General features: G+C 66.1%; 19 protein-coding genes. 14 read left to right on the forward strand and 5 right to left on the reverse strand.

Annotated elements, in window-relative coordinates; translation table 11 throughout:
- The first annotated feature begins 120 nt into the window (after nt 1-120).
- Entirely contained in the window at nt 121-876 is a 756-nt protein-coding gene (locus ACQR07_RS17905; protein WP_434903549.1) for a 4'-phosphopantetheinyl transferase family protein, read from the forward strand.
- 27 nt (nt 877-903) lie between these two features.
- Here the strand turns inward: ACQR07_RS17905 and ACQR07_RS17910 are convergent, their stop codons facing one another.
- The 4 genes from ACQR07_RS17910 to ACQR07_RS17925 form a co-directional block, all read right to left on the reverse strand.
- Complete coding sequence (locus ACQR07_RS17910; RefSeq protein WP_434903550.1) at nt 904-1260, reverse strand: carboxymuconolactone decarboxylase family protein; 357 nt, start codon at nt 1258-1260, stop codon at nt 904-906.
- A gap of 9 nt (nt 1261-1269) precedes the next feature.
- Nucleotides 1270-4506, reverse strand: coding sequence for an efflux RND transporter permease subunit (locus tag ACQR07_RS17915; RefSeq protein WP_434903551.1), 3237 nt, complete (start codon nt 4504-4506; stop codon nt 1270-1272).
- Nucleotides 4503-5504, reverse strand: coding sequence for an efflux RND transporter periplasmic adaptor subunit (locus ACQR07_RS17920; protein ID WP_434903552.1), 1002 nt, complete (start codon nt 5502-5504; stop codon nt 4503-4505). Before ACQR07_RS17920 ends, ACQR07_RS17915 begins: the two co-directional genes overlap by 4 nt.
- 124 nt (nt 5505-5628) lie before the next feature.
- Nucleotides 5629-5937: an ArsR/SmtB family transcription factor gene (locus ACQR07_RS17925; RefSeq protein WP_434903553.1), complete on the reverse strand. Its 309-nt coding sequence runs from the start codon at nt 5935-5937 to the stop codon at nt 5629-5631.
- A gap of 119 nt (nt 5938-6056) precedes the next feature.
- Here ACQR07_RS17925 and ACQR07_RS17930 point away from each other — a divergent pair, with 119 nt between their 5' ends.
- The 5 genes from ACQR07_RS17930 to ACQR07_RS17950 all read left to right on the forward strand — a co-directional run bounded on the left by ACQR07_RS17930 (nt 6057) and on the right by ACQR07_RS17950 (nt 9921).
- Nucleotides 6057-7343, forward strand: coding sequence for an NAD(P)/FAD-dependent oxidoreductase (locus ACQR07_RS17930; RefSeq protein ID WP_434903554.1), 1287 nt, complete (start codon nt 6057-6059; stop codon nt 7341-7343).
- A complete protein-coding gene (gene trxC, locus ACQR07_RS17935) occupies nt 7340-7780 on the forward strand; it encodes a thioredoxin TrxC (RefSeq protein ID WP_434903555.1) in 441 nt (146 codons plus the stop codon). Before ACQR07_RS17930 ends, trxC begins: the two co-directional genes overlap by 4 nt.
- A 52-nt stretch (nt 7781-7832) precedes the next feature.
- Nucleotides 7833-8036, forward strand: a complete 204-nt coding sequence (locus tag ACQR07_RS17940; RefSeq protein WP_009027996.1) for a YgaP family membrane protein — start codon at nt 7833-7835, stop codon at nt 8034-8036.
- Nucleotides 8037-8081: 45 nt separating this feature from the next.
- Entirely contained in the window at nt 8082-9527 is a 1446-nt protein-coding gene (gene ccoG, locus ACQR07_RS17945; protein WP_434903556.1) for a cytochrome c oxidase accessory protein CcoG, read from the forward strand.
- Nucleotides 9528-9720: 193 nt separating this feature from the next.
- Nucleotides 9721-9921 (forward strand): hypothetical protein, encoded by a 201-nt coding sequence (locus ACQR07_RS17950; RefSeq protein ID WP_434903557.1) that lies wholly within the window; start codon nt 9721-9723, stop codon nt 9919-9921.
- An 863-nt stretch (nt 9922-10784) separates the two neighbouring features.
- On the opposite strand, the gene ACQR07_RS17955 is transcribed toward ACQR07_RS17950, so the two are convergent.
- Entirely contained in the window at nt 10785-11423 is a 639-nt protein-coding gene (locus ACQR07_RS17955; RefSeq protein ID WP_434903713.1) for a TetR/AcrR family transcriptional regulator, read from the reverse strand.
- Between the two features lie 269 nt (nt 11424-11692).
- Between ACQR07_RS17955 and ACQR07_RS17960 the strand changes: the two genes are divergently transcribed.
- The 8 genes from ACQR07_RS17960 to ACQR07_RS17995 are packed head-to-tail and all read left to right on the forward strand — an operon-like array spanning nt 11693 to nt 20093.
- Entirely contained in the window at nt 11693-12553 is an 861-nt protein-coding gene (locus tag ACQR07_RS17960; protein WP_434903558.1) for an FAD binding domain-containing protein, read from the forward strand.
- On the forward strand, nt 12550-13098 hold the full coding sequence (locus ACQR07_RS17965; protein WP_434903559.1) for a (2Fe-2S)-binding protein: 549 nt from the start codon (nt 12550-12552) through the stop codon (nt 13096-13098). Before ACQR07_RS17960 ends, ACQR07_RS17965 begins: the two co-directional genes overlap by 4 nt.
- The gene (locus ACQR07_RS17970) at nt 13095-15470 is read left to right on the forward strand and encodes a xanthine dehydrogenase family protein molybdopterin-binding subunit (protein WP_434903560.1); all 2376 of its coding nucleotides are present in this window, start codon (nt 13095-13097) and stop codon (nt 15468-15470) included. Before ACQR07_RS17965 ends, ACQR07_RS17970 begins: the two co-directional genes overlap by 4 nt.
- Before the next feature lie 24 nt (nt 15471-15494).
- Nucleotides 15495-16745: an ABC transporter substrate-binding protein gene (locus ACQR07_RS17975; RefSeq protein WP_434869997.1), complete on the forward strand. Its 1251-nt coding sequence runs from the start codon at nt 15495-15497 to the stop codon at nt 16743-16745.
- A gap of 10 nt (nt 16746-16755) precedes the next feature.
- A complete protein-coding gene (locus ACQR07_RS17980; RefSeq protein WP_434903561.1) occupies nt 16756-17628 on the forward strand; it encodes a branched-chain amino acid ABC transporter permease in 873 nt (290 codons plus the stop codon).
- Nucleotides 17628-18629: a branched-chain amino acid ABC transporter permease gene (locus tag ACQR07_RS17985; protein ID WP_434903562.1), complete on the forward strand. Its 1002-nt coding sequence runs from the start codon at nt 17628-17630 to the stop codon at nt 18627-18629. Before ACQR07_RS17980 ends, ACQR07_RS17985 begins: the two co-directional genes overlap by 1 nt.
- Nucleotides 18626-19381 (forward strand): ABC transporter ATP-binding protein, encoded by a 756-nt coding sequence (locus tag ACQR07_RS17990; protein WP_434903563.1) that lies wholly within the window; start codon nt 18626-18628, stop codon nt 19379-19381. The genes ACQR07_RS17985 and ACQR07_RS17990 overlap by 4 nt, the downstream gene beginning before the upstream one ends.
- Entirely contained in the window at nt 19374-20093 is a 720-nt protein-coding gene (locus tag ACQR07_RS17995) for an ABC transporter ATP-binding protein (RefSeq protein WP_434903564.1), read from the forward strand. Before ACQR07_RS17990 ends, ACQR07_RS17995 begins: the two co-directional genes overlap by 8 nt.
- Nucleotides 20094-20097: the final 4 nt, after the last annotated feature.

Genomic DNA, 20097 nt, shown 5'->3' on the forward strand with positions numbered 1-20097 from the left:
ATTGCCCCTCGCGCGTCGGCGCGCAAGGCTGCCAGCGCAGAGCGGCATTTTGTCGAGAGCTCTGGCGTATGACACGGTGAGACCGTGCCCGGCCGCCGGCTTGAAAGATCCTGACGTCACGTGCTTGAAACGCGCGTGCTGCACCGGGGCGAAGCCAGTGTCTGCGTGGAGACCGTACGACGTGACGTGGTGCCGCCCGCAACGGTCGGCTTGGAGAGGGCGATGAGGGCGCTGCCAGAGCTGTTTCGCAGTCCGGTCGCGATCGCGGCGTCAACGCTCTCTGTTGTCGACGGCGAGCTTTATCCGGAGGAGCGCGCCCACGTCGAGAACGCCGTCACCAAGCGTCGCACCGAATTCGCAGCCGCGCGCGTGCTGGCGCGCCAGGCGCTCGCATCCCTCGGCGCGCCGCCGGTGCCGCTCGTTCCGTCGCCGGATCGGGCCCCGGTGTGGCCGTTCGGCTATACCGGGAGCATCTCGCACTGTGCCGACTATTGCGCCGTCGTCGTGGCCCGGTGTCACGGGGTTCAATCGCTCGGTCTGGACGTGGAGGACCTGCGCGTGCTCGAGCCTTCGATGCTGGACCTCGTGCTCACGCCCGGCGAGCGGCAGTGGCTCGACGCGCAGCCGGCAGCGCTGCGGCCGATGCTGCCGATCGTGATGTTCAGCGCCAAGGAAGCCTACTACAAGTGCCAGTATCCGATCACGCGCGGCTTCCTCGACTTCCACGACGTCGAGCTCGCGATCACGTGGTCTGCCGGGACCTACGAGGCTCGCGTCGTCAAGCCCGGCTGGAACACCGCCGTCACCCGGCTGGCCGGGCGCTTCCTGATCGCCGATGGCCGGGTCGCCTGCGGTGTCGAATTGAAAGCGGGCTGAACGGCTTTGCTACCGCGACAGCGCCTCTCAGGCAGCCGCTGCCTGCTGCTCGAATTGCTCGAACGCCGCGATCGCATCGGCGGCGTACATCAGGGACGGTCCTCCGCCCATGTAGATCGCCATGCCGAGCGTTTCCTCGACCTCTTGGCGCGTGGCCCCGAGACGGACGAGCGCCTCGGCATGAAAGCCGATGCAGCCGTCGCAGCGAACGGCAACGCCGATCGCGAGCGCGATCAGCTCCTTGGTCTTCTTGTTCAGCGCGCCGTCGGCGCCGGCGGCCCGCGCCAGCGCGGAAAAGCCCTGCATCACATCGGGTATGTCCTTTCGCAAGGTCTTCAAATTACCGGACAGATCCTTGCAGATCTCGCTGTACAGCTTGGTCATCAATCTCTCCTAGGACATCTTCGTGGTGGGTTTGCCGGGCTCGCGCAGCGCGATGTAGATCGCGGGGATCACGAGCACGGTGAGCAGGGTGGACGAGGCCAGGCCAAACAGCAGCGAGATCGCCAGGCCCTGGAAGATCGGATCGAGCAGGATCGTCGCCGCGCCGATCATCGCCGCCAGCGCCGTCAGCAGGATCGGCTTGAAGCGCACCGCGCCGGCCTCGAGCACGACGTCGCGCAAGGTCTTGCCCTCGCCGCCGCTGTGCCGGATGAAGTCGACCAGCAGAATCGAGTTGCGCACGATGATGCCGGCCAGCGCGATGAAGCCGATCATCGACGTCGCGGTGAACGGCGCGCCCAGCAGCCAGTGGCCGAGCAGGATGCCGATCAGGGTCAGCGGGATTGGCGTCAGGATCACCAGCGGCAGCCGGAAGCTCTTGAACTGCGCCACCACCAGCACGTAGATGCCGAGGATGGCTGCGCCGAACGCCGCGCCCATGTCGCGGAAGGTCACGTAGGTGATCTCCCATTCGCCGTCCCACAACAGCGTCGGATGCTGTTCGTCCTTCGGCTGGCCATGAAGGCTGATCATCGGCTTCGGCAGCTTGCCCCAGTCATGCGCATCGATGCGGTCGGCGACCGCGAGCATGCCGTAGAGCGGTGCCTCGAAGCGGCCGGCCAGCTCGGCCATCACCATGTCGGCGAAGCGTCCGTCGCGGCGGAAGATCATCGGTGATCCCTCTTCCATCGTCGCCTTCACGACCTGGCCGAGTTCGACCACGGTCTTGCTGCCGGGCAGAGTGTTGGCCGGCACCGGCGTCGACGCCAGGGCCTGACTCCAGCTCTTGGTGCGCTTCGGCAGCTTCACCGCGATCTCGATTGGATTGCGGTCCTCGCCGCGATGCGAGTAGCCGACCGAGACACCGCCGAACAGGGTCTGGATGGTGTCGTACACGTCGCGCTGCTCGACTCCGAAGAATTCGAGACTGTCCTGGTCGATCGACAGCCGCAGCCGCGGCCGGCGCTGACCGACCGAGTCGTCGATGTCGACGATGAACGGGACGTCGGCGAACACCTTCTTCAGCTCGGTCGTGACGGCGCGACGGGTGGCGGCATCCGGGCCGTAGATCTCGGCGAGCAAGGTCGCCAGCACCGGCGGCCCCGGCGGCACTTCGACGACCTTGATGCTGGTGCCCGCGGGCACCGAGACCGCCTTCAGCCGCTGCCGCAGGTCGAGCGCGATGTCATGGCTGGAGCGCTTGCGGTCGCCGCGCGCGGCGAGATTGACCTGGAGTTCGCCGAGCTCCGGGCGCTCGCGCAGGTAATAGTGCCGGACGAGACCGTTGAAGTTGAATGGCGCCGCCGTGCCGGCATAGCTCTGCACATTCATGATCTCCGGCAGCTGATGCGCGATATCGGCCGCCGCGAACAGCGTTCGCTCGGTATCCTCCAGGCTCGCGCCTTCGGGGAGATCGACCATCACCGCGATCTCCGACTTGTTGTCGAACGGCAGCAGCTTGACGGTGACCGACTTGGTCGCGAACAGCGTCATCGACAGCAAGGTGGCGATGCCGACGCCGAGCAGGAAGATCCAGGCGGAGCGCTTGCTGGCGACGATCGGTCGCGCGACGCTCCGGTAGATGCGGCCGAGTCGGCCCTCGCCATGCGCGTCATGGCTTGCATCGTGATGTGCGCCGGCCGCGGCGGCGGTTGGCTTCGGCGCGAGTCGCAGCATCAGCCACGGCGCCACGACCATCGCGACGAAGAACGAGAACAGCATCGCGGCCGAGGCGTTGGCCGGGATCGGCGCCATGTACGGGCCCATCAGCCCCGAGACGAACAGCATCGGGAGCAGGGCGGCGACCACGGTCAGGGTGGCGACGATGGTCGGATTGCCGACCTCGGCCACCGCCTCGATGGTCGCCTGCAGCCGCGGACGGCCGTCGCGCATGCCCCAATGGCGGGCGATGTTCTCGACCACGACGATGGCGTCGTCGACCAGGATGCCGATCGAGAAGATCAGCGCGAACAGGCTGACGCGGTTGATGGTGTAGCCCATCAGATTGGCCGCGAACATCGTCAGCAGGATCGTGGTCGGAATGACGACGAAGGTGACCAGCGCCTCGCGCCAGCCGATCGCGATCGCTATCAGCACGACGATCGAGATCGTCGCGAGACCGAGATGGAACAGGAGCTCGTTGGCCTTTTCATTGGCGGTCTCGCCATAGTCGCGCGTCACCGTGACCGCAACGTCGCTCGGAATGAGACTGGTCTTGAGCCCTTCGAGGCGCTGCGCTATGTCGTGCGAGACCACGACCGCGTTGGCGCCGGCGCGCTTGGCGAGCGCGAGGCTCACAGCGGGCACGCGGTGCCAGTCGCCCTTGTCGCTGCGCGCGTCGTCCCAGACGCGATGCTCGGCGAGGTTCGGACCGATGACCACGGTCGCGACGTCGCGCACATAGACGGGGCGGCCGTCGCGGGTCGAGATCAGCAAGAGGCCGATGTCGGGGATGCCTGTCAGCGTCTGGCCTGCCGTGACGTTGCGGACGATGCCGCCGTCGCGGACGTCGCCGGCCAGGAAGGAGCGGTTGGCATCCTTCACCTTGGCGACGAGCTGCTGCAACGTCACGCCGAACAGCGACAGTTTTTCGGGGCCGGGCTCGACGCGGATCTGCTGGGCGCCGCCGCCGGAAATGTAGGTCAGGCCGATATTGTCGACCTTTGTCAGCTCGGCGCGCAGCTTGTCGGCGAGCTCATAGAGGTCCTTGTCGGACCAGCGCTCGGCAGCCTCCGGCTTCGGCGACAGGGTCAGCACGGTGACCGCGACGTCGTTGATGCCGCGGCCGACGATGAGCGGCTCGGGGATACCCACGGGGATGCGGTCGAGATTGGCGCGGATCTTCTCGTGGACGCGCAGGATCGCGTCCTCGAACTTGGTGCCGACCAGGAACCGCGCGGTGACCATGACGCGGTCATCCTCGGTCTGGCTGTAGACGTGCTCGACACCGTCGATCGCCTTGACGATCGTCTCCAGCGGCTTGGTCACCAGCTCGACGCCATCCGGTGCACGCAGGCCGTCGGCGTTGACGCGGATGTCGACCATGGGCACGCTGATCTGCGGCTCTTCCTCGCGCGGGATCACGACCACGGCGATCAGGCCGACCACGAGCGAGGCGAGCAGGAACAGTGGCGTCAGCGGCGAGGCGATGGTCGCCTGGGTCAGCTTGCCTGAGAGTCCAAGTTTCACGGCTGCACCAATTGGTCGCCGGCGCGCAGGCCGGACAGGATTTCAAGTCCATCGGGAAGTTCGGCGCTCGGCAGCGCGCGGCCGCGCTGCACCGGTACGCTCACTTGTTTCGCACCCTGCTGCAGCTGGACGTAGTCGATGCCGAAGCGGGTGGTGACGTAGCGGGAGGGGATCACAGTGGCGTCGCGCTGGCCGCCGGAGATCCACACCCGCAGCCGGTCGCCGACGAAGTACTGGCCGAGACCCTGGACGATCGCGTCGGCGACGACGCGGCCTTCCTCGATCTGCGGGTAGACGAGGTCGATCACGCCCCATTTGTCGCCGCTGTCGCCGAACTCGGCGCCATCGATGCGGACCTTGTCACCGGCCTTCAGGAACAGGGCATGGCGCTCGGGCACGCGCAGCCGCAGCTTGAAGTTCTGCTGCGCCACGGTCACCACGGGGTCGCCGGGAAGCACCACGGATCCGACGACCACGAGCTTCTTCAGCACGCGGCCGTCGTCGGGCGCCAACACCTGGCCTTCGCTCATCTGCTGGTTGACCACGGCGCGCTCGGCGGTCTTGGCCCGCAACCCGTTCTCGGCGACGTTCAGCGCGGTACGGGTCTCATCGAGCTTCACGCGGGGAAGGGTGCCGCGCTCGACGAGCCCCTCGGTGCGGGTGAAGTCGATCTGCGCCTGGTTGGCCTGCGCCTGCAGCGCCTCGATCTGGGCGTCGAGCGACTTCAGCTGCAGCGCGAGCTTCTCGTCGCCGATCAGGGCGATCGGCTGGCCGCGCTTGACCGGGTCGCCCTCGCGAACGGAGAGCTGTGCGACCGTGCCGCCGATGCGGCCGCGCGCCGGAACGACGCTGACGCTTTCCACGGTCGCGAACACCGCCTTCTCGTCGGCGACCTGGCGCGGGGTGACCGTCATCGTTTCGGCAAGGGCCGGCGCGGTCTGCGAGCTCAGCTGGCAGGCCATCGCGGCGATCAAGGTCAGGAGCGATAATCTGCGCATCGGCGTAGTCCTGTCTCTTTTGAATCAAATCGGGTGGTCAGGCGAGCATCCGTGAGCAGTCTCTGACATCCCACCGGGATGCGGGTTCCCACTTGATGCTGGTCAAGTTGGCAGCAGGGTGTCGTCATAGTCTCGATCCCGGTTTCGGCGGCCGCGCCGCGCAATAGACCTGATAGAGCGTCTTCAGGACCTCGCGGGCCGGCTCGCTGGCGATCGAGTAGTAGATGGTCTGCCCGTCGCGACGGGCGGTGACCAGGCCGTCCTTGCGCAGCAGAGCGAGGTGCTGCGAGACGGTCGAGTCGCGCAGGCCGAGGAATGCCGCCAGCTCGCCGACCGACCGTTCATCGTCGACCAGCTGGCAGATGATCAGGAGCCGGTGCCGGTTCGACAGTGCCTTCAACAGGTCACTGGCCTGGTCGGCCGCCACTTCCATGATATCAGCGTCAAATTTCATAGTTGCGTATATACAGATATTCGAATATATAGTCAAGGCCGGCCCGGGAGGTCGCGGCTGAGCGGGACAAGAACAAAGCAAGGCGATGGAGGACCCAAATGGCTGACGTAGTCGTGATCGGAGCGGGGCTGAGCGGCTCCCTGATGGCTTATGAATTGCTGCCCCAGATGCGAAAGGAGGATCGCGTGACCGTCATCTCGCAGGGGTCCTCGTATCATTTCGTGCCGTCCAACCCGTGGGTCGCCGTGGGCTGGCGCAAGCGCGACGACATCGAGATCGATCTCGTCGACGTCATGCAGCGCAAGGGCATCCGCCTGCTGACCCAGGGCGCCAAGCGCGTGCACCCGGACGACAACCAGGTCGAGCTGACGGACGGCACCATGGTCGCCTACGACTATCTCGTCGTCGCCACCGGGCCCGAGCTTGCCTTCGACGAGATCCCCGGCCTCGGGCCGGACGGCCATACCCAGTCGGTGTGCCATGTCGACCACGCCGCCCATGCCAAGGCCGCATTTGACAAGCTGGCCGACAAGCCCGGGCCCGTCATCGTCGGGGCGGTGCAGGGCGCGTCCTGCTTCGGGCCGGCCTACGAATTCCTCTTCATCCTCGAGACTGAGCTGCGCCGGCGCAAGATGCGCGACCAGGTGCCGATGACCTTTGTGACCTCCGAGCCCTATATCGGCCATCTCGGCCTCGACGGCGTCGGGGATACAAAGGGGCTGCTCGAAAGCGAGATGCGCGAGAAGCACGTCAAGTGGATCACGAGCGCTCGCGTCACCAAGGTCGAGGACGGGCGCATGTTCGTGGAGGAGGTGGCCGACGACGGCTCGGTGCGCAAGACCCACGAGCTGCCGTTCGCCTATTCGATGATGCTGCCGGCGTTCCGCGGCGTCGGGGCGGTCAGGGGCATCGACAAGCTGACCAATCCGCGCGGCTTCGTCGTCGTCGACAAGCACCAGCGCAACCCGGCCTATCCGAACGTCTTCGCCATTGGCGTCTGCGTCGCCATTCCGCCAATCGGGCCGACGCCGGTGCCGGTCGGCGTGCCCAAGACCGGCTTCATGATCGAGTCGATGGTCACCGCGACCGCGCTGAACATCGGCGCGCTGTTGCGCGGGCAAGAGCCGAACACGCAGCCGACCTGGAATGCGATCTGCCTTGCCGACTTCGGCGATTCCGGCGTCGCCTTCCTGGCGCAGCCGCAGATTCCGCCGCGCAACGTCAACTGGTCGTCGAAGGGGGAATGGGTGCATTATGCCAAGGTCGCCTTCGAAAAGTATTTCCTGCGCAAGATGAAGCGCGGCACGCCGGAGCCGTTCTACGAGAAATTCCTGCTCGACCGGCTCAACATCGCCAAGATCAAGGAAGTCAGGACGGGCACATGAGCGAGACCTTCCAACTGGTGTGCGGCCATTGCGGGCAGGTCAACCGTCTGCCCGCGGGCCGGGGGCCCACCCAGGGCAAATGCGGCAAGTGCCACGCGCCGCTGTTCTCCGGTCATCCGATCGAGGTCGACCAGGCCGGCTTCACGCGTCACGTCGCCAACAGCGACCTGCCTTTGCTGGTGGATGTCTGGGCGCCGTGGTGCGGCCCCTGCCGGGCGATGGCGCCGATGTTCGCGCGCGCCGCGCAGGAGCTCGAGCCGCGCGTGCAGCTTCTCAAGCTGAACTCCGACGAGGCTCCGGAGGTCTCGGCGAAGTTCGGCATCTCGGGAATTCCAACCCTGCTGCTGCTGCAGAAGGGAAGGGAGCTCCAGCGGATCTCGGGTGCGATGGACTCGCAACGAATCGTCGCCTGGACGATGTCCGGCCTGCGGCAGTGACGCCGCAGTACCGGCTTGATTACGCTCAAATGCAACCATGGAGGACCATGCCATGAACGTCGATAAAGCAGTTCTCACCTTCGCGGGGTTCGTCGTCCTGCTCAGCCTCGCGCTCGGCTGGTACGTCAATCCATATTGGTTCCTGCTCGCGGCCTTTGCCGGCGTGAACATGATCCAGGCCTCGTTCACCGGCTTCTGTCCGGCGGCGATCGTGTTCAAGAAGCTGGGGCTTCGGAGCGGCAACGCGTTCTCCTGAGCGCGCCGAAACAGCAGAGCGAGATGAAGATGAAGCGGGGGTATCATGGCTGACCAGGACGAAACCTATATCGTCGGTCCGCTCTATAAGGCGCGCGACAAGGTCTATCCGGCGGCGGTGCATGGCCGCTTCCGCCGCATCAAGTGGACGATCCTCTGCATCACGCTGGGCATCTATTACCTGCTGCCCTTCGTGCGCTGGGACCGCGGGCCCGGAATGCCCAACCAGGCGGTGCTGGTCGATTTCCCGCACCGCCGCTTCTACTTCTTCTTCATCGAGCTGTGGCCGCAGGAGGTCTATTACTTTACCGGCCTGCTGATCATCGCGGCCGTCGCGCTGTTTCTGATGAATGCGGTCGCGGGCCGGCTGTGGTGCGGCTACCTCTGCCCGCAGACGGTGTGGACCGACCTGTTCTACGCGGTCGAGCGCTGGGTCGAGGGCGACCGGCGCGAGCGCATGCTGAGCGACAAGCGCGGCTGGACCTTCACCCACATCCGCCAGGTCGCGCTCAAGCACTTCCTCTGGATCATGATCGGCTGGTGGACCGGCGGCGCCTGGGTGCTGTATTTCGACGACGCTCCGACGCTGGTGAAGGATCTCGCCACCTTCCAGGCGCCGTTCACCGCCTATCTCTGGATCGGCATCCTGACCGCGACGACCTACGTGTTTGCGGGGCACGCCCGCGAGCAGGTCTGCATCTACATGTGCCCCTGGCCCCGCATCCAGGCGGCGCTGACCGACGAGTGGGCGCTCAACGTCACCTACAAGGGCGACCGCGGCGAGCCGCGCATGTCGGTCAAGAAGGCCGAGGCAGCCCGGCTGCAGGGCGAGCCGGCCGGGGATTGCGTCGATTGCCATCAATGCGTCAATGTCTGCCCGACCGGCGTCGACATCCGCCACGGCATCCAGCTCGGCTGCATCCAGTGCAGCCTGTGCATCGACGCCTGCGACAGCGTAATGACCCAGATCGGCCGGCCGACCGGCCTGATCGGCTACGACACCGACATCAACGTGGGCAGGCGCAAGGAGGGCAAGCCCGAGATCTACCGGATCATCCGGCCGCGCACCATCATCTATGCGAGCTTCATCGCCATCGTCGGCGGCATCATGCTGTACTCCTTGGCAACACGGGGCACGATGGGCATCAACGTGCTGCATGAGCGCAATCCGCTGTTCGTGCAGCTGTCCGACGGCGGCGTGCGCAACGACTATACGGTGCGCCTGCTCAACAAGCGCGGCGCACGCGACTTCGTGCTCGACGTCGTCGGCCTGCCGAATGCCAAGGTGACCGTGGCCGGCGAGGCGCGCGAGCAGGATGGCCGCATGGTCATCGATGTCGGCCAGGACCAGACGCGGGAGATTCGCATGTCGATCGAGGCCAAGGGAGCCGATCTTCCTTCGACCCCCGTCGATATCGAGATCAAGATCACCGACCCGGCCACCGGCACGTCGGTGAGCAAGCACGATCACTTCGTGCCGCCGACGCGATGACACTGACGGTCGAGCAGTTGCGAGGCAACGGCATCTGCTGCGTAGTTTGTAGCTGATGAGAGCAAGAGGGAGGAGCCGCCGCTCCTCCCTCTTTTGTCTGTTGCGCTTGTTCCAGATCAATGATGCGCGACAACGGCAGGCAGAGCATCGGCACGTCAAGGGATCGATATGTCCTAACGACGGAGAAGAAGAGATGTTCAAGGTCGCAATTCTCATCTGGGTCATGCTGGGCACGGTGCTGGCGGGCAGCGCGGTCACGGCTTTGTTGACGGTGCAGGGGCTGGTCGCGAGCCCGATGAAGGACCTGCCGCTGGCGGCGCTGGTCGGCTTCGTCGTCGCGATGCCGCTGTCCTATTTCGTCGCAGCGAAGATCAGCCGAAGCCGGACCGCCTGACCGGCGCGAGCGAGCTGGAGATGTTTACGGAGTCAAACAGCACATCGGAGGGGAGCGGCGGGATCGCGACGGCGTGAAGCATTCCCGCGGCGCAGATGCGTCCGGGTTGCTTCAATCCGTTCCGCCCTCTGGAAGAAGAGGGCGCGGGGAATGCCGGGCGCTGGCCGCACCCATGGCCCGCCTGCGAAAAAAATGCAGGCGGCAGGAACCACAGGTTCAGCCGAGACATCCCGGCATTCCCCGCGCGATGGTTTTCACGCTTATGTCGCGATCTCCCCGGTGTCCGGCTTGTTAGCCACCGTCGCCGTCCGGATCATCATCACCAGACGACTTGGCGCCAGCCTCGGGGCGCCAGGACCACGCGTCTTCACGTCCGCAATCAGCCGTTCGTCCGCGAGCAAGGCCCGCTGCGGCATGATTGCGGCCACCGCGTCCCACCCCGCGTGTCGTGACGATCGCGATGCGCCCCTCTTGCCGAGGCGGGACGGGGAGCATTCAACCATGAATTCGGCAAAAACGAAAGCGTTATTTTGGCTCGCACAAAAAATTCGGGCGGATCGTCATTCGGCCCAGCGCGGCCGTTTCCGAACCGGACTTGCCTCAGCCTTGCTCGGCAGCACTTGCAACGTGCTCAGGCGAGGCGCCCGCCGGGCAGCAGGTCGGCGGCGGCCGCCGCTGGCTGCGATGATTGGGCGTCATGCGCGCGGGTCGAGACCATCAGGCTGCGCGGTCCGTCGTCTCTGCGTGATCAACTGAGTCGTGCACAAGTCATCGAAGGCGTGCATGATGCTAGGGCGGTCTGGCGCGCTTCCGGAGAGCCGTGACCGTGCTGCCATGATCGTCGCTTCGGCATGGTTGCGCAATCAAAGTTTCACGTCGGCCTCGCTGTGTTCGAGCATCCGCGGAAGCGCCAGTCGCGCGCCATCGAGGAAGAGATCGATCGCGTCGCGGACGGTCTGTTCGATATCGGATGGAACCGGCGTCGCGTAGATGAATTTCCGGATCGCCAGATAGAAGATGCGGCCATGCAGGCCCCAGAACATTTCGGTCTCGCGGCCGGTCAGCGGGCTGATCTCGATCCCCGGCAGCTTGAGCTCGTGACGCAGTTCGATGGCGGCGGGCTCGATGATCTCCTGGCGGACGAGATCGAGATAGCGTCCGGCAATGCCGAACGACTTCATCCCGGAGAACACGAAGATCCGGACCCAATTGTACTCGAACACGCGCGCTACGTAGTCGAGATAGAAGCGGGTGAGCCGCACCTGCAGCGGCAGGCCGCGATCCCGAATCAAGGGGGACCAGTCCTGCGACCAGCGGCTGAGATAGACCTCCTGGTAGACGCGCTCGATCAGCGCCTCCTTGCTCGGGAAGTGGCGGTAGATCACTGAATGCGCGATGCCCATGCGCTTGGCGAGCTCGCGGGTCTGGCCTTCGAAACCGTGTTCGGCGAAAAATCGGATGGCCTCGTCGACGATCAGCCGCTCGCGCTCGGGCGCGCGCAGGTTGCGACGCTTCGCCTGCGGCGCGCCGTTGGGCTTGCTGCTTCGTCCGGCGTCACTCGTGGCCGTCGTTGCGCTCGTTGTTTTCGAATTCCTGGTCATTCTCTGAACCGATTGCCGCACCGGACTGCTTGATAGCCGAATCCGGATTTGCGACCAATCGTTCGTTTCCGGTTGACCGCCGCGGCTTTGCCGTGCAACTGTTTTGAGACCAGATGGTCACAAATCTGGAATCCCCGGGCTGCCGATGGGCGCCCGCAGCGAGGAAGCGGATGAAAGCGAGGGCTTTCAGCTATGTCCGTGCACGCACGGTCGACGAGGCGCTGACCGCGTACGCTGGCGCCGGCGACAACGCGCGGTTCATTGCCGGCGGCCAGAGCCTCGTTCCTGCGCTCGCATTGCGACTGCAGGCTCCGAAAATTCTGATCGACATCAATCACATCGCGGAGCTCCGCGGCGTCAGGCGCGAGGGCGAGTGGCTGCGCATCGGCGCGCTGACGCGGCATCGTGAGATGCTGTCCGAGCCGTTGATTGCGCAGTTTGCGCCGCTGCTGCGCGCCGCGGCGCCCCATGTCGCGCACCCCGCGATCCGCAATCGCGGCACCCTCGGCGGCAGCGTCGCGCAGGCCGATCCGGCGTCCGAATTTCCGGCCATGGTGCTGGCGCTCGATGCCGACATCGAGATCGCCGGCCCGGCGGGACGGCGTCGCGTTCGGGCTGACGACTTCTTCACCGGCCTGTTCGAGACGGCGCTCGCGCCCGGCGAGTTGCTCGTTGCGGTTCATGTGCCACTGTTCGAGCCAGGGCAGCGGGTCGCGTTCGACGAGCTGGCGCGGCGGCGCGGCGACTATGCGCTGGTCGGCTGCGGCATGATCGCGAGCTGCACGGACGACCTGATCGAGGGCATCCGCATCGCGTTCTTCTCGGTCGGCGACGTGCCGACCCGCGCGCGACGGGCCGAGCAGGCGATCGCCGGCTCGCGCCTCGATGCGGAGCGGATTGCGGCGGCGCAAGCAGCGCTGGTCGATGATCTCACGCCTCCTGACAGTGACGACGTGCCGCCGGCGATGCGGCTGCATCTCGCGCGCGTTCTGCTCGGACGGCTGCTGGGACGACTGGGGGAGACGGCATGAGCGGCGGTCCGGCAGACCCGATCGAAGATGACGAGGCCGACGCGACCATGCGCGTCCGGTTCGTCGTCAACGGCCGCAAGGTCGCCTGCGATGTCGCGCCGCGCGATACGCTGGTCGACTGCCTGCGCGACAAGCTCGAGCTGACCGGCACCCACGCCGGCTGCGAGATGGGTGCCTGCGGCGCCTGCCTGGTGCAGCTCGACGGCCATGCCGTGCATGCCTGTCTGATGTTCGCGGTTCAGGCCGATGGCGCGCGCATCGACACCATCGAGGGACTCTCCGAGAGCGGGGCGATCGCCGATCTGCAGGCCGAGTTTCATCGGCGTAACGCCCTGCAATGCGGGTTCTGCACGCCGGGCATGCTGATCAATGCGCAGGAGTTGTTGTCGACCGTAGCGCAGCCGAGCCGTGAGGCCATTCGTGATGCGCTGTCCGGCAATTTCTGCCGCTGCACCGGATATGAAGCGATCGTCGATGCGATCGCCGCCGTCGGCGAGGCGCGCGCCACACAGGCGTCGCGGCGGACAGAGGAGGCTTCGCGATGACGGCGCCGCTGACCGCGCTCGACCGCCCGAACTCCTACATCGGCCGATCCGTGCCGCGCCCCAACGCCAAGCGCCTGCTCGCCGGACGCGGACGCTACGTCACCGACATCCGCCTGCCGCGCATGCTGCATGCGGCCTTCCTGCGCAGCCCGCACGCGCATGCAAGGATCATCGGCATCGACCTCGATGCAGCGCGTGCGCAGGAAGGCGTGCATCTGGTGGCGACCGGCGCCGATCTCGCCAGCATCTGCTCGCCCTGGACCGGCACGCTCGATCATTTCAAGGGCATGGTGTCCGAGCCGCAGCTGCCGCTGCCGCTGGATCGCGTGGTCTGGGCAGGGCAGGCGGTCGTCGCCGTGGTGGCCGAGAGCAGAGCGCTGGCCGAGGATGCGCTGGAGCTGATCGCGGTCGACTATGAGGAGCTCCCCGCAGTCGTCGATCTCGACGCGGCGCGCGCGCCCGATGCGCCGCGCGTGAATCCCTCCGCGGCGTCCAACATCTGCTTCCGCGCTCAGCTCGACAGCGGCGGCGTCGATGCGGCGTTTGCCGCCGCTGCACATACGATCGAGCAGACATTCAGCTTCGGCCGGCATACGCCGGTCACACTGGAGCCGCGCGCCATCGTCGCCGACTACGAGCCTGGCAGCGGCCTGCTGACGGTGCATCACGCGACGCAGACGCCGTATCAATTCCAGGACCTGTACTCCCGCCACTACGGCATTCCGGAGGCGCGGGTGCGGGTCGTCGCGCCTGATATCGGTGGCTCGTTTGGCATGAAGCTGCATGTCTATCACGAGGACATGGCTGTGGTCGGGCTGTCGATCCTGCTTGGACGCCCGGTGAAGTATGTCGCCGACCGCATCGAGTCGTTCGTTTCGGACATCCATGCCCGCGATCACGACGTGCGGGCGCGCATGGCCGTGGATGCCGAGGGACACATCCTCGCCATGGACGTCCATGACGCCACGGCGATCGGCGCGTTCTCGACTTATCCGCGCACCAGCGTCGTCGAAGGCAATCAGGTCATCCGCCTGATCGGCGCGCCCTATGGCTTCAAATCCTATCGTGCGGCGCTCGAGGTGGTGTTCCAGAACAAGGTGCAGACCAGCCAGTATCGCGCCGTCGGCCATCCGATCGCCTGTGCAGTCACCGAGCGCATGGTCGACCTCGCAGCTCACCGCGTGGGTCTCGATCCGCTGGCGATCCGCGCCCGCAACGTCATCCCGGATGATGCCTATCCGACGGCGTCGCCGACCGGCTACAAGTTCGAAGCACTGTCGCATCAGGCCTGCCTGCAGCGGCTGCGCGACATCATGGGCTACGACGCGTTGCGCGCGGAGCAGGCGGAGCTGCGGCAGCGCGGCATCCATCGCGGCATCGGCATCGCCACCTTCGTCGAGATCACCAATCCGAGCCCGGCCTTCTATGGCGTCGGCGGCGCGCGCATCTCCTCGCAGGATGGCGCAACGATCAGCCTCACGCCATCAGGGGAGGTGCGCTGCGCGATCTCGGTGACAGAGCAGGGGCAGGGTACCGAGGCGATCATCAGCCAGATCGTTGCCGACCAGCTCGGTCTTGCGCAGGAGCACGTCAAGGTCCTCACCGGCGACACCGAGGTCACGCCGCATGGCGGCGCGACCTGGGCCTGCCGTGGCGCCGGCATCGGCGGCGAGACCGCGCTGCAGGCGGCGCGGCGGCTCAAGGCCAACATTCTCGAGATCGCGGGTCTCATCCTGCAGGAGCAGCCGGCCGCGCTCGACATCGTCGACGGTCAGGTCGTGAGCCGGGCGCCGCAGCAGCCGCGCCTGCCGGTCGCCGAGATCGCGCGCATCGCCTATTTCCGCTCCGACACCTTGCCGCCGGGCACGCAGGCGCAGCTCACCGTCAGCCACCATTTCGCGCCGCAGGGTTATCCATTCGCCTTCACCAATGGCATCCAGGGCTGCTATCTGGAGATCGATGTCGACACCGGATTCGTCAAGCTGCTGAAGCACTACGTCGTCGAGGATTGCGGCCGCATCATCAATCCGATGCTGGTCGACGAGCAGTTGCGCGGCGGCGTCGTGCAGGGTCTTGGCGCGGCGCTGTTCGAGGAATGCCGCTACGGCGAGACGGGGCAGCTTTTGAACGGATCGCTCGCCGACTATCTCGTGCCGATGGCGATGGAGATGCCTGATATCGTCATCGATCACGTCGAGACGCCCACCGCGGACACCATCCTGGGCGCGAAGGGCTGCGGCGAGGCCGGGACGGCGGCGGCGGCCGCCTGCGTGCTCAATGCGGTCAATGACGCGCTGGCGCCGTTCGGCACGTCGATCAATGCCATTCCGATCACGCCCACGCGCGTGCTCAAGGCGCTCAATCGCTACTAACAAAACAAGATGAGGGAGGACATCATGCCAGTCTACGAGACCAGGTCGCGACGCGCAGGACTATCCCGCCGCAAGGCACTGATGGCGATGTCGGCGGGCGCCGCCGCGCTGGCCATGCCGCGCCTGGGCCGCGCTGCCGATGACACCATCCGTATCGGCTTTCCGACGCCGCTGACCGGTCCGTTCGCGGCCGAGGCGCGCGATCAGGTCAAATGCGCCGAGCTGGCGGTCAAGCTCGTCAACGACAAGGGCGGCGTTGCCGGCCGCAAGGTCGAGCTGCTGGTGCGCGACGACAAGCTCAACGCCGGCGAGGCTGCGACGCGCACGCTCGAGCTGATCGAAAAGGACAAGGTACACGCCATCGTCGGTGCGCTCTCGAGCGCCGTGCAGCTCGCCGTCAACGAGGTGACGCGGGCCCGCGGCGTGATCTACGTCTCGATCAGCCAGTCCGACACCATCAACGAGGCCAAGGACTTCAGCAAATACACCTTTCACGAGGCGCTGAACCCGCACATGACCACGGCGGCGGTGGCGCGGCAGACGATCAAGAAGGGCATGAAGGTGGCGCATCTCGTCGCCGACTATGCCTACGGCCATGAGATGCTGCGCGGCTTCAAGCGGGCGCAGGCCGCGATCGGCGCCGAGAGCGTCGGCGAGATCCTGCATCCCTTCGGCGCCGCCGACTATTCCACCTTCATGCCGCGCCTGATGTCGATGCGGCCGGACGTGCTGTGCATCAGCAATTTCGGCCGCGACCAGGCCAATGCGATCAAGCAGGCGGTCGATTTCGGCATCAAGCAGCAGATGAAGATCGTGGTCCCCGTGATCCTGCACAACCAGCGGCTCGCAGTCGGCCCCGACGTGTTCGAGGGCGTCGTCGGCGGCGCCAACTACTATTGGGGGCTGGAGACGCAGAACAAGACGGCGGCCGAGTTCAACGCGGCGTTCAAGGCGGCCAATGGCGGCGCGATCCCGACCGACTACGGCGCCTATGGCTACTCCGGTGTCGGCTCGCTGCTGCAGGCGATGCAGCTCGCCGGCGGCACCGACACCGACAAGGTCGTCGCGGCGCTGGAAGGCCTGCAATATGATCTGACCAAGGGCCCGCAGCACTATCGCAAGTGCGACCACCAGTCGGTGCAGTCGGTGCTGGTGCTGGAGTCGAAGAAGAAATCGGCGATGGCCAACGACAACGATCTGTTCGCGATCGTGGCCAGCGATCCCGGTGCGGAGGAGATGCTGCGCAGCTGCGGCGAGCTCGGCCACCCGACCTGATCCTGCCAGCATGGACCTCTCACTGATCATCATGCAGCTGTTTTCCGGCATCGCCCTCGGGGCGGTGCTGGTCATCACCGCGCTCGGCCTGACCATCGTGTTCGGCATGCTGGGCGTGGTCAATTTCGCCCATGGCGCGCTGTTCATGATCGGCGCCTATGCGGGGCTGTACCTGGCGTCGCTGACCGGCAGCTTCTGGTGGGGGCTGTTGCTCGCTCCCGTGCTCGTCGGCGCGTTCGGCATGCTGATCGAGTTCTTCCTCGTCCGCCGCCTGTACGGGCGGTCGATCGATGATCCCCTGCTGCTCACATTCGGCCTCAGCTACATCCTGGTCGAGGGCGTGCGCATCGTGTTCGGCAGCGACGGCATTCCGTTTCCGACGCCATCGCAGCTGATCGGCGTCGTCGATCTCGGCGTCGGCTTCTTTCCCAAATATCGCCTGTTCGTGATCGCGCTGGTGGCGGTCGTGCTGCTTTTGCTTTGGCTGATGCTGGAGAAGACCCGCGTCGGCCTGATCGTCCGCGCCGGCGCGCGCGATCCGCAGATCATGCGCGTGCTCGGTGTCGACATCGGCAAGGTGTGGCTGGCGATCTTCGGCCTCGGTGTTGGCCTCGCCGCGCTTGGCGGCGTGCTGGCGGGGCCGATGCGCAGCGTCAATCCGGAGATGGGAACGCTGGTGCTGGCGGAAGCCTTCGTCGTCACCGTGATCGGCGGCCTCGGCTCAATCGTGGGCGCCGTCGTTGCGGGGCTGATGGTCGGCATCTGCATCAGCATGGTGGCGCTGTTCGCGCCCGAGATGGCGACCATCGTGATGTTCGCGCTGATGGCCGCCGTGCTGCTGGTCCGGCCGCAGGGCCTTTTCGGCCTCAAGGGGAGGGCGTGATGACGGTGCAGTCCACCGGCGAAGCACCGCCGCTTCCCCAGGGCCGGCGCCTGTTCGCGATCCTGTCGGATCATCGCGTGCTGGTCTCGCTCGCAGCGCTCGCGCTGCTGCCCTGGCTGCTGCCTTCGAAGGCGCTCGCCGTCAACGTCCTGATCTACGGCGTCGTGGTGATGGGCTACAATCTGCTCTTCGGCTACACCGGGCTGCTGTCGTTCGGCCACGCCGCGTTCTTCGGCACCGGCGCGTACCTCACCGGCATCGCCATCGGCCGCTGGGGCCTGCCCTGGTTCGCCGCCGTACCGCTGGCGATCGCCGCCAGCACGGTGCTCGCCGCGCTGATCGGCACGATCTCGACGCGCACGCGCGGCATCTATTTCTCGATGGTGACGCTCGCGCTGGCGCAGCTCGTCTATTACGTCGCGTTGCAGGCCTCGTCCTTCACGGGCGGCGAGAACGGGTTGCGCGGCTTCACCGTCGATCGCATCAATCTGCTCGGCTGGCAGGTCAACTTCCTTGATCCGGTCAACAAGTACTATCTCCTGATGGCCTTTGCGGCGCTGGCGCTGTGGGTGCAGTCGCGCATCCTCAATTCGCCGTTCGGCGCCGTCATCGAGGCCATCCGGGAAAACGAGCAGCGGGCGCGGGCCTGCGGCTACGACGTCGAGCGCTGCAAGTTGATCGTGTTCATGCTGTCCGGAGCGATCTCGGCTGTCGGTGGCTGCATGTTCGCGCTGCATCTGTCGATCGTGCCGCTCGACATCCTGCATTACCAGACTTCGGGCATGATCGTGATGATGGTGCTGCTCGGTGGCGCCCGAAGCTTCTTCGGTCCGTTCATCGGCGCGGCGACCTTCCTGATCCTGGAGGACGTGGTCTCGCTGTGGACGCCGCATTGGCAGATCGTGGTCGGCGCCATCTTCGTCGTGTTCGTGCTGTTCCTGCCGAAGGGCATCTGGGGCACGTTTCTCGACGCGCTGCCCTTCGCGAGGGAGCGCCGATGAGCACCGAGCTGTTGCGCGCGGATGGTATCGGCCGCCGCTTCGGCGGCTTCACCGCGCTCGAAGACATCTCGGTGTCGTTCGCGCAGGGCGAACTTACCTCGATCATCGGGCCGAACGGCGCCGGCAAGAGCACGTTCTTCAACATCCTCTCCGGCACGCTATCGCCGAGCATGGGCACGTTGACGTTCAAGGGGCGCGCGCTGAACGGGATGCCGCAGCATCGCTTCGTACACCAGGGCATCTCGCGCTCCTACCAGATCACCAACATCTTCCCGGACCTGTCGGTGCACGAGAACGTCCGGGTCGCGTCGCAGGCGATGCAGGTGAGCTACGACATCTGGCGCAAGCGCGCCGATCTCGTCGAGCTGAGCGAGCGCGCCGATGCTGCGCTGACGGCCGTGGGCCTGATCGGCAAGCGCAGTGAGCTGGCAAAATTCCTGGCCCATGGCCAGCAGCGCGCGCTGGAGATTGCGATCGCACTGGTGTCGGAGCCCGAGCTGCTGTTGCTCGATGAGCCGACCGCCGGCATGGGTCCTGAAGAGACCAAGGAGATGGTCGCGCTGCTGGAGCGGCTCGCCGAGAAGCGCACGGTGCTGCTGGTCGAGCACAAGATGAAGATGGTGCTGGGTTTGAGCCAGCGGGTGCTGGTGCTGCATCATGGCCGGCTGCTCGCCGATGGCCGGCCGGAGGACATCCGGTCGAACCCCGACGTGCGCCGCGTGTATCTGGGACAGAGTGAAGGCTATGGCTGAGACCGCACTGCTGGAGCTCGATCGTGTGCAGGCCTGGTATGGCGCCAGCCATGTGCTGCACGGCATCTCGCTGCGCGTGAACGAGGGCGAGGTGGTCGCGCTGGTCGGCCGCAACGGCGCCGGCAAGACCACGACTTTGCGCACCGTGATGGGACTGATGCCGAAGGCCGAGGGGCGCGTGCGCTTCGCCGGCCAGGACCTGCTGCCGTTGCCAGCGCATCGTCGGTTCCATCTCGGCCTCGCCTACGTCCCGGAAGAGCGACGCATCGTGCCCGGCCTCTCGGTCCGCGAAAATCTTCGCCTCGGCCTCGTCGCCGCCAAGGCCGAGATCGACGAGCGCGCGGCGATTGCCGAGATCGCGGAGATCTTTCCGCGCCTGCGCGAGCGGCTCGATCAGGAAGGTGTCACGCTGTCGGGCGGCGAGCAGCAGATGCTGGCGATCGCGCGCGCCCTGATCGCGCGGCCGCGCATGGTGCTGCTCGACGAGCCGTCCGAAGGCATCATGCCGGTTCTCGTCGAGGAGATGGGCGTGCTGTTCCGGCGGCTGCGCGATCAGGGCAAGACCTTGCTGCTGGTCGAGCAGAACGTCGAATGGGCGCTGCGGCTGGCCGACCGCGCCGTCATCATCGACCAGGGCGAGGTCGTGCACGAGAGCAGCGCTGCGGCGCTGCTGGCCGACAAGGACATCCAGGATCGCTACTGCGCGGTGTGATGGC

The organism is Bradyrhizobium sp. HKCCYLS20291 (assembly GCF_051167715.1).
GTDB lineage: Bacteria > Pseudomonadota > Alphaproteobacteria > Rhizobiales > Xanthobacteraceae > Bradyrhizobium.

What these genes read in the sequence shown, in the direction of transcription:
- ACQR07_RS17910 (WP_434903550.1), bottom strand. Translation starts at nt 1,260, where the DNA reads ATGACCAAGCTGTACAGCGAGATCTGCAAGGATCTGTCCGGTAATTTG.
- ACQR07_RS17920 (WP_434903552.1), bottom strand. Translation starts at nt 5,504, where the DNA reads ATGCGCAGATTATCGCTCCTGACCTTGATCGCCGCGATGGCCTGCCAG.
- ACQR07_RS17925 (WP_434903553.1), bottom strand. Translation starts at nt 5,937, where the DNA reads ATGGAAGTGGCGGCCGACCAGGCCAGTGACCTGTTGAAGGCACTGTCG.
- ACQR07_RS17930 (WP_434903554.1), top strand. Translation starts at nt 6,057, where the DNA reads ATGGCTGACGTAGTCGTGATCGGAGCGGGGCTGAGCGGCTCCCTGATG.
- trxC (WP_434903555.1), top strand. Translation starts at nt 7,340, where the DNA reads ATGAGCGAGACCTTCCAACTGGTGTGCGGCCATTGCGGGCAGGTCAAC.
- ACQR07_RS17940 (WP_009027996.1), top strand. Translation starts at nt 7,833, where the DNA reads ATGAACGTCGATAAAGCAGTTCTCACCTTCGCGGGGTTCGTCGTCCTG.
- ccoG (WP_434903556.1), top strand. Translation starts at nt 8,082, where the DNA reads ATGGCTGACCAGGACGAAACCTATATCGTCGGTCCGCTCTATAAGGCG.
- ACQR07_RS17950 (WP_434903557.1), top strand. Translation starts at nt 9,721, where the DNA reads ATGTTCAAGGTCGCAATTCTCATCTGGGTCATGCTGGGCACGGTGCTG.
- ACQR07_RS17960 (WP_434903558.1), top strand. Translation starts at nt 11,693, where the DNA reads ATGAAAGCGAGGGCTTTCAGCTATGTCCGTGCACGCACGGTCGACGAG.
- ACQR07_RS17965 (WP_434903559.1), top strand. Translation starts at nt 12,550, where the DNA reads ATGAGCGGCGGTCCGGCAGACCCGATCGAAGATGACGAGGCCGACGCG.
- ACQR07_RS17970 (WP_434903560.1), top strand. Translation starts at nt 13,095, where the DNA reads ATGACGGCGCCGCTGACCGCGCTCGACCGCCCGAACTCCTACATCGGC.
- ACQR07_RS17975 (WP_434869997.1), top strand. Translation starts at nt 15,495, where the DNA reads ATGCCAGTCTACGAGACCAGGTCGCGACGCGCAGGACTATCCCGCCGC.
- ACQR07_RS17980 (WP_434903561.1), top strand. Translation starts at nt 16,756, where the DNA reads ATGGACCTCTCACTGATCATCATGCAGCTGTTTTCCGGCATCGCCCTC.
- ACQR07_RS17985 (WP_434903562.1), top strand. Translation starts at nt 17,628, where the DNA reads ATGACGGTGCAGTCCACCGGCGAAGCACCGCCGCTTCCCCAGGGCCGG.
- ACQR07_RS17990 (WP_434903563.1), top strand. Translation starts at nt 18,626, where the DNA reads ATGAGCACCGAGCTGTTGCGCGCGGATGGTATCGGCCGCCGCTTCGGC.
- ACQR07_RS17995 (WP_434903564.1), top strand. Translation starts at nt 19,374, where the DNA reads ATGGCTGAGACCGCACTGCTGGAGCTCGATCGTGTGCAGGCCTGGTAT.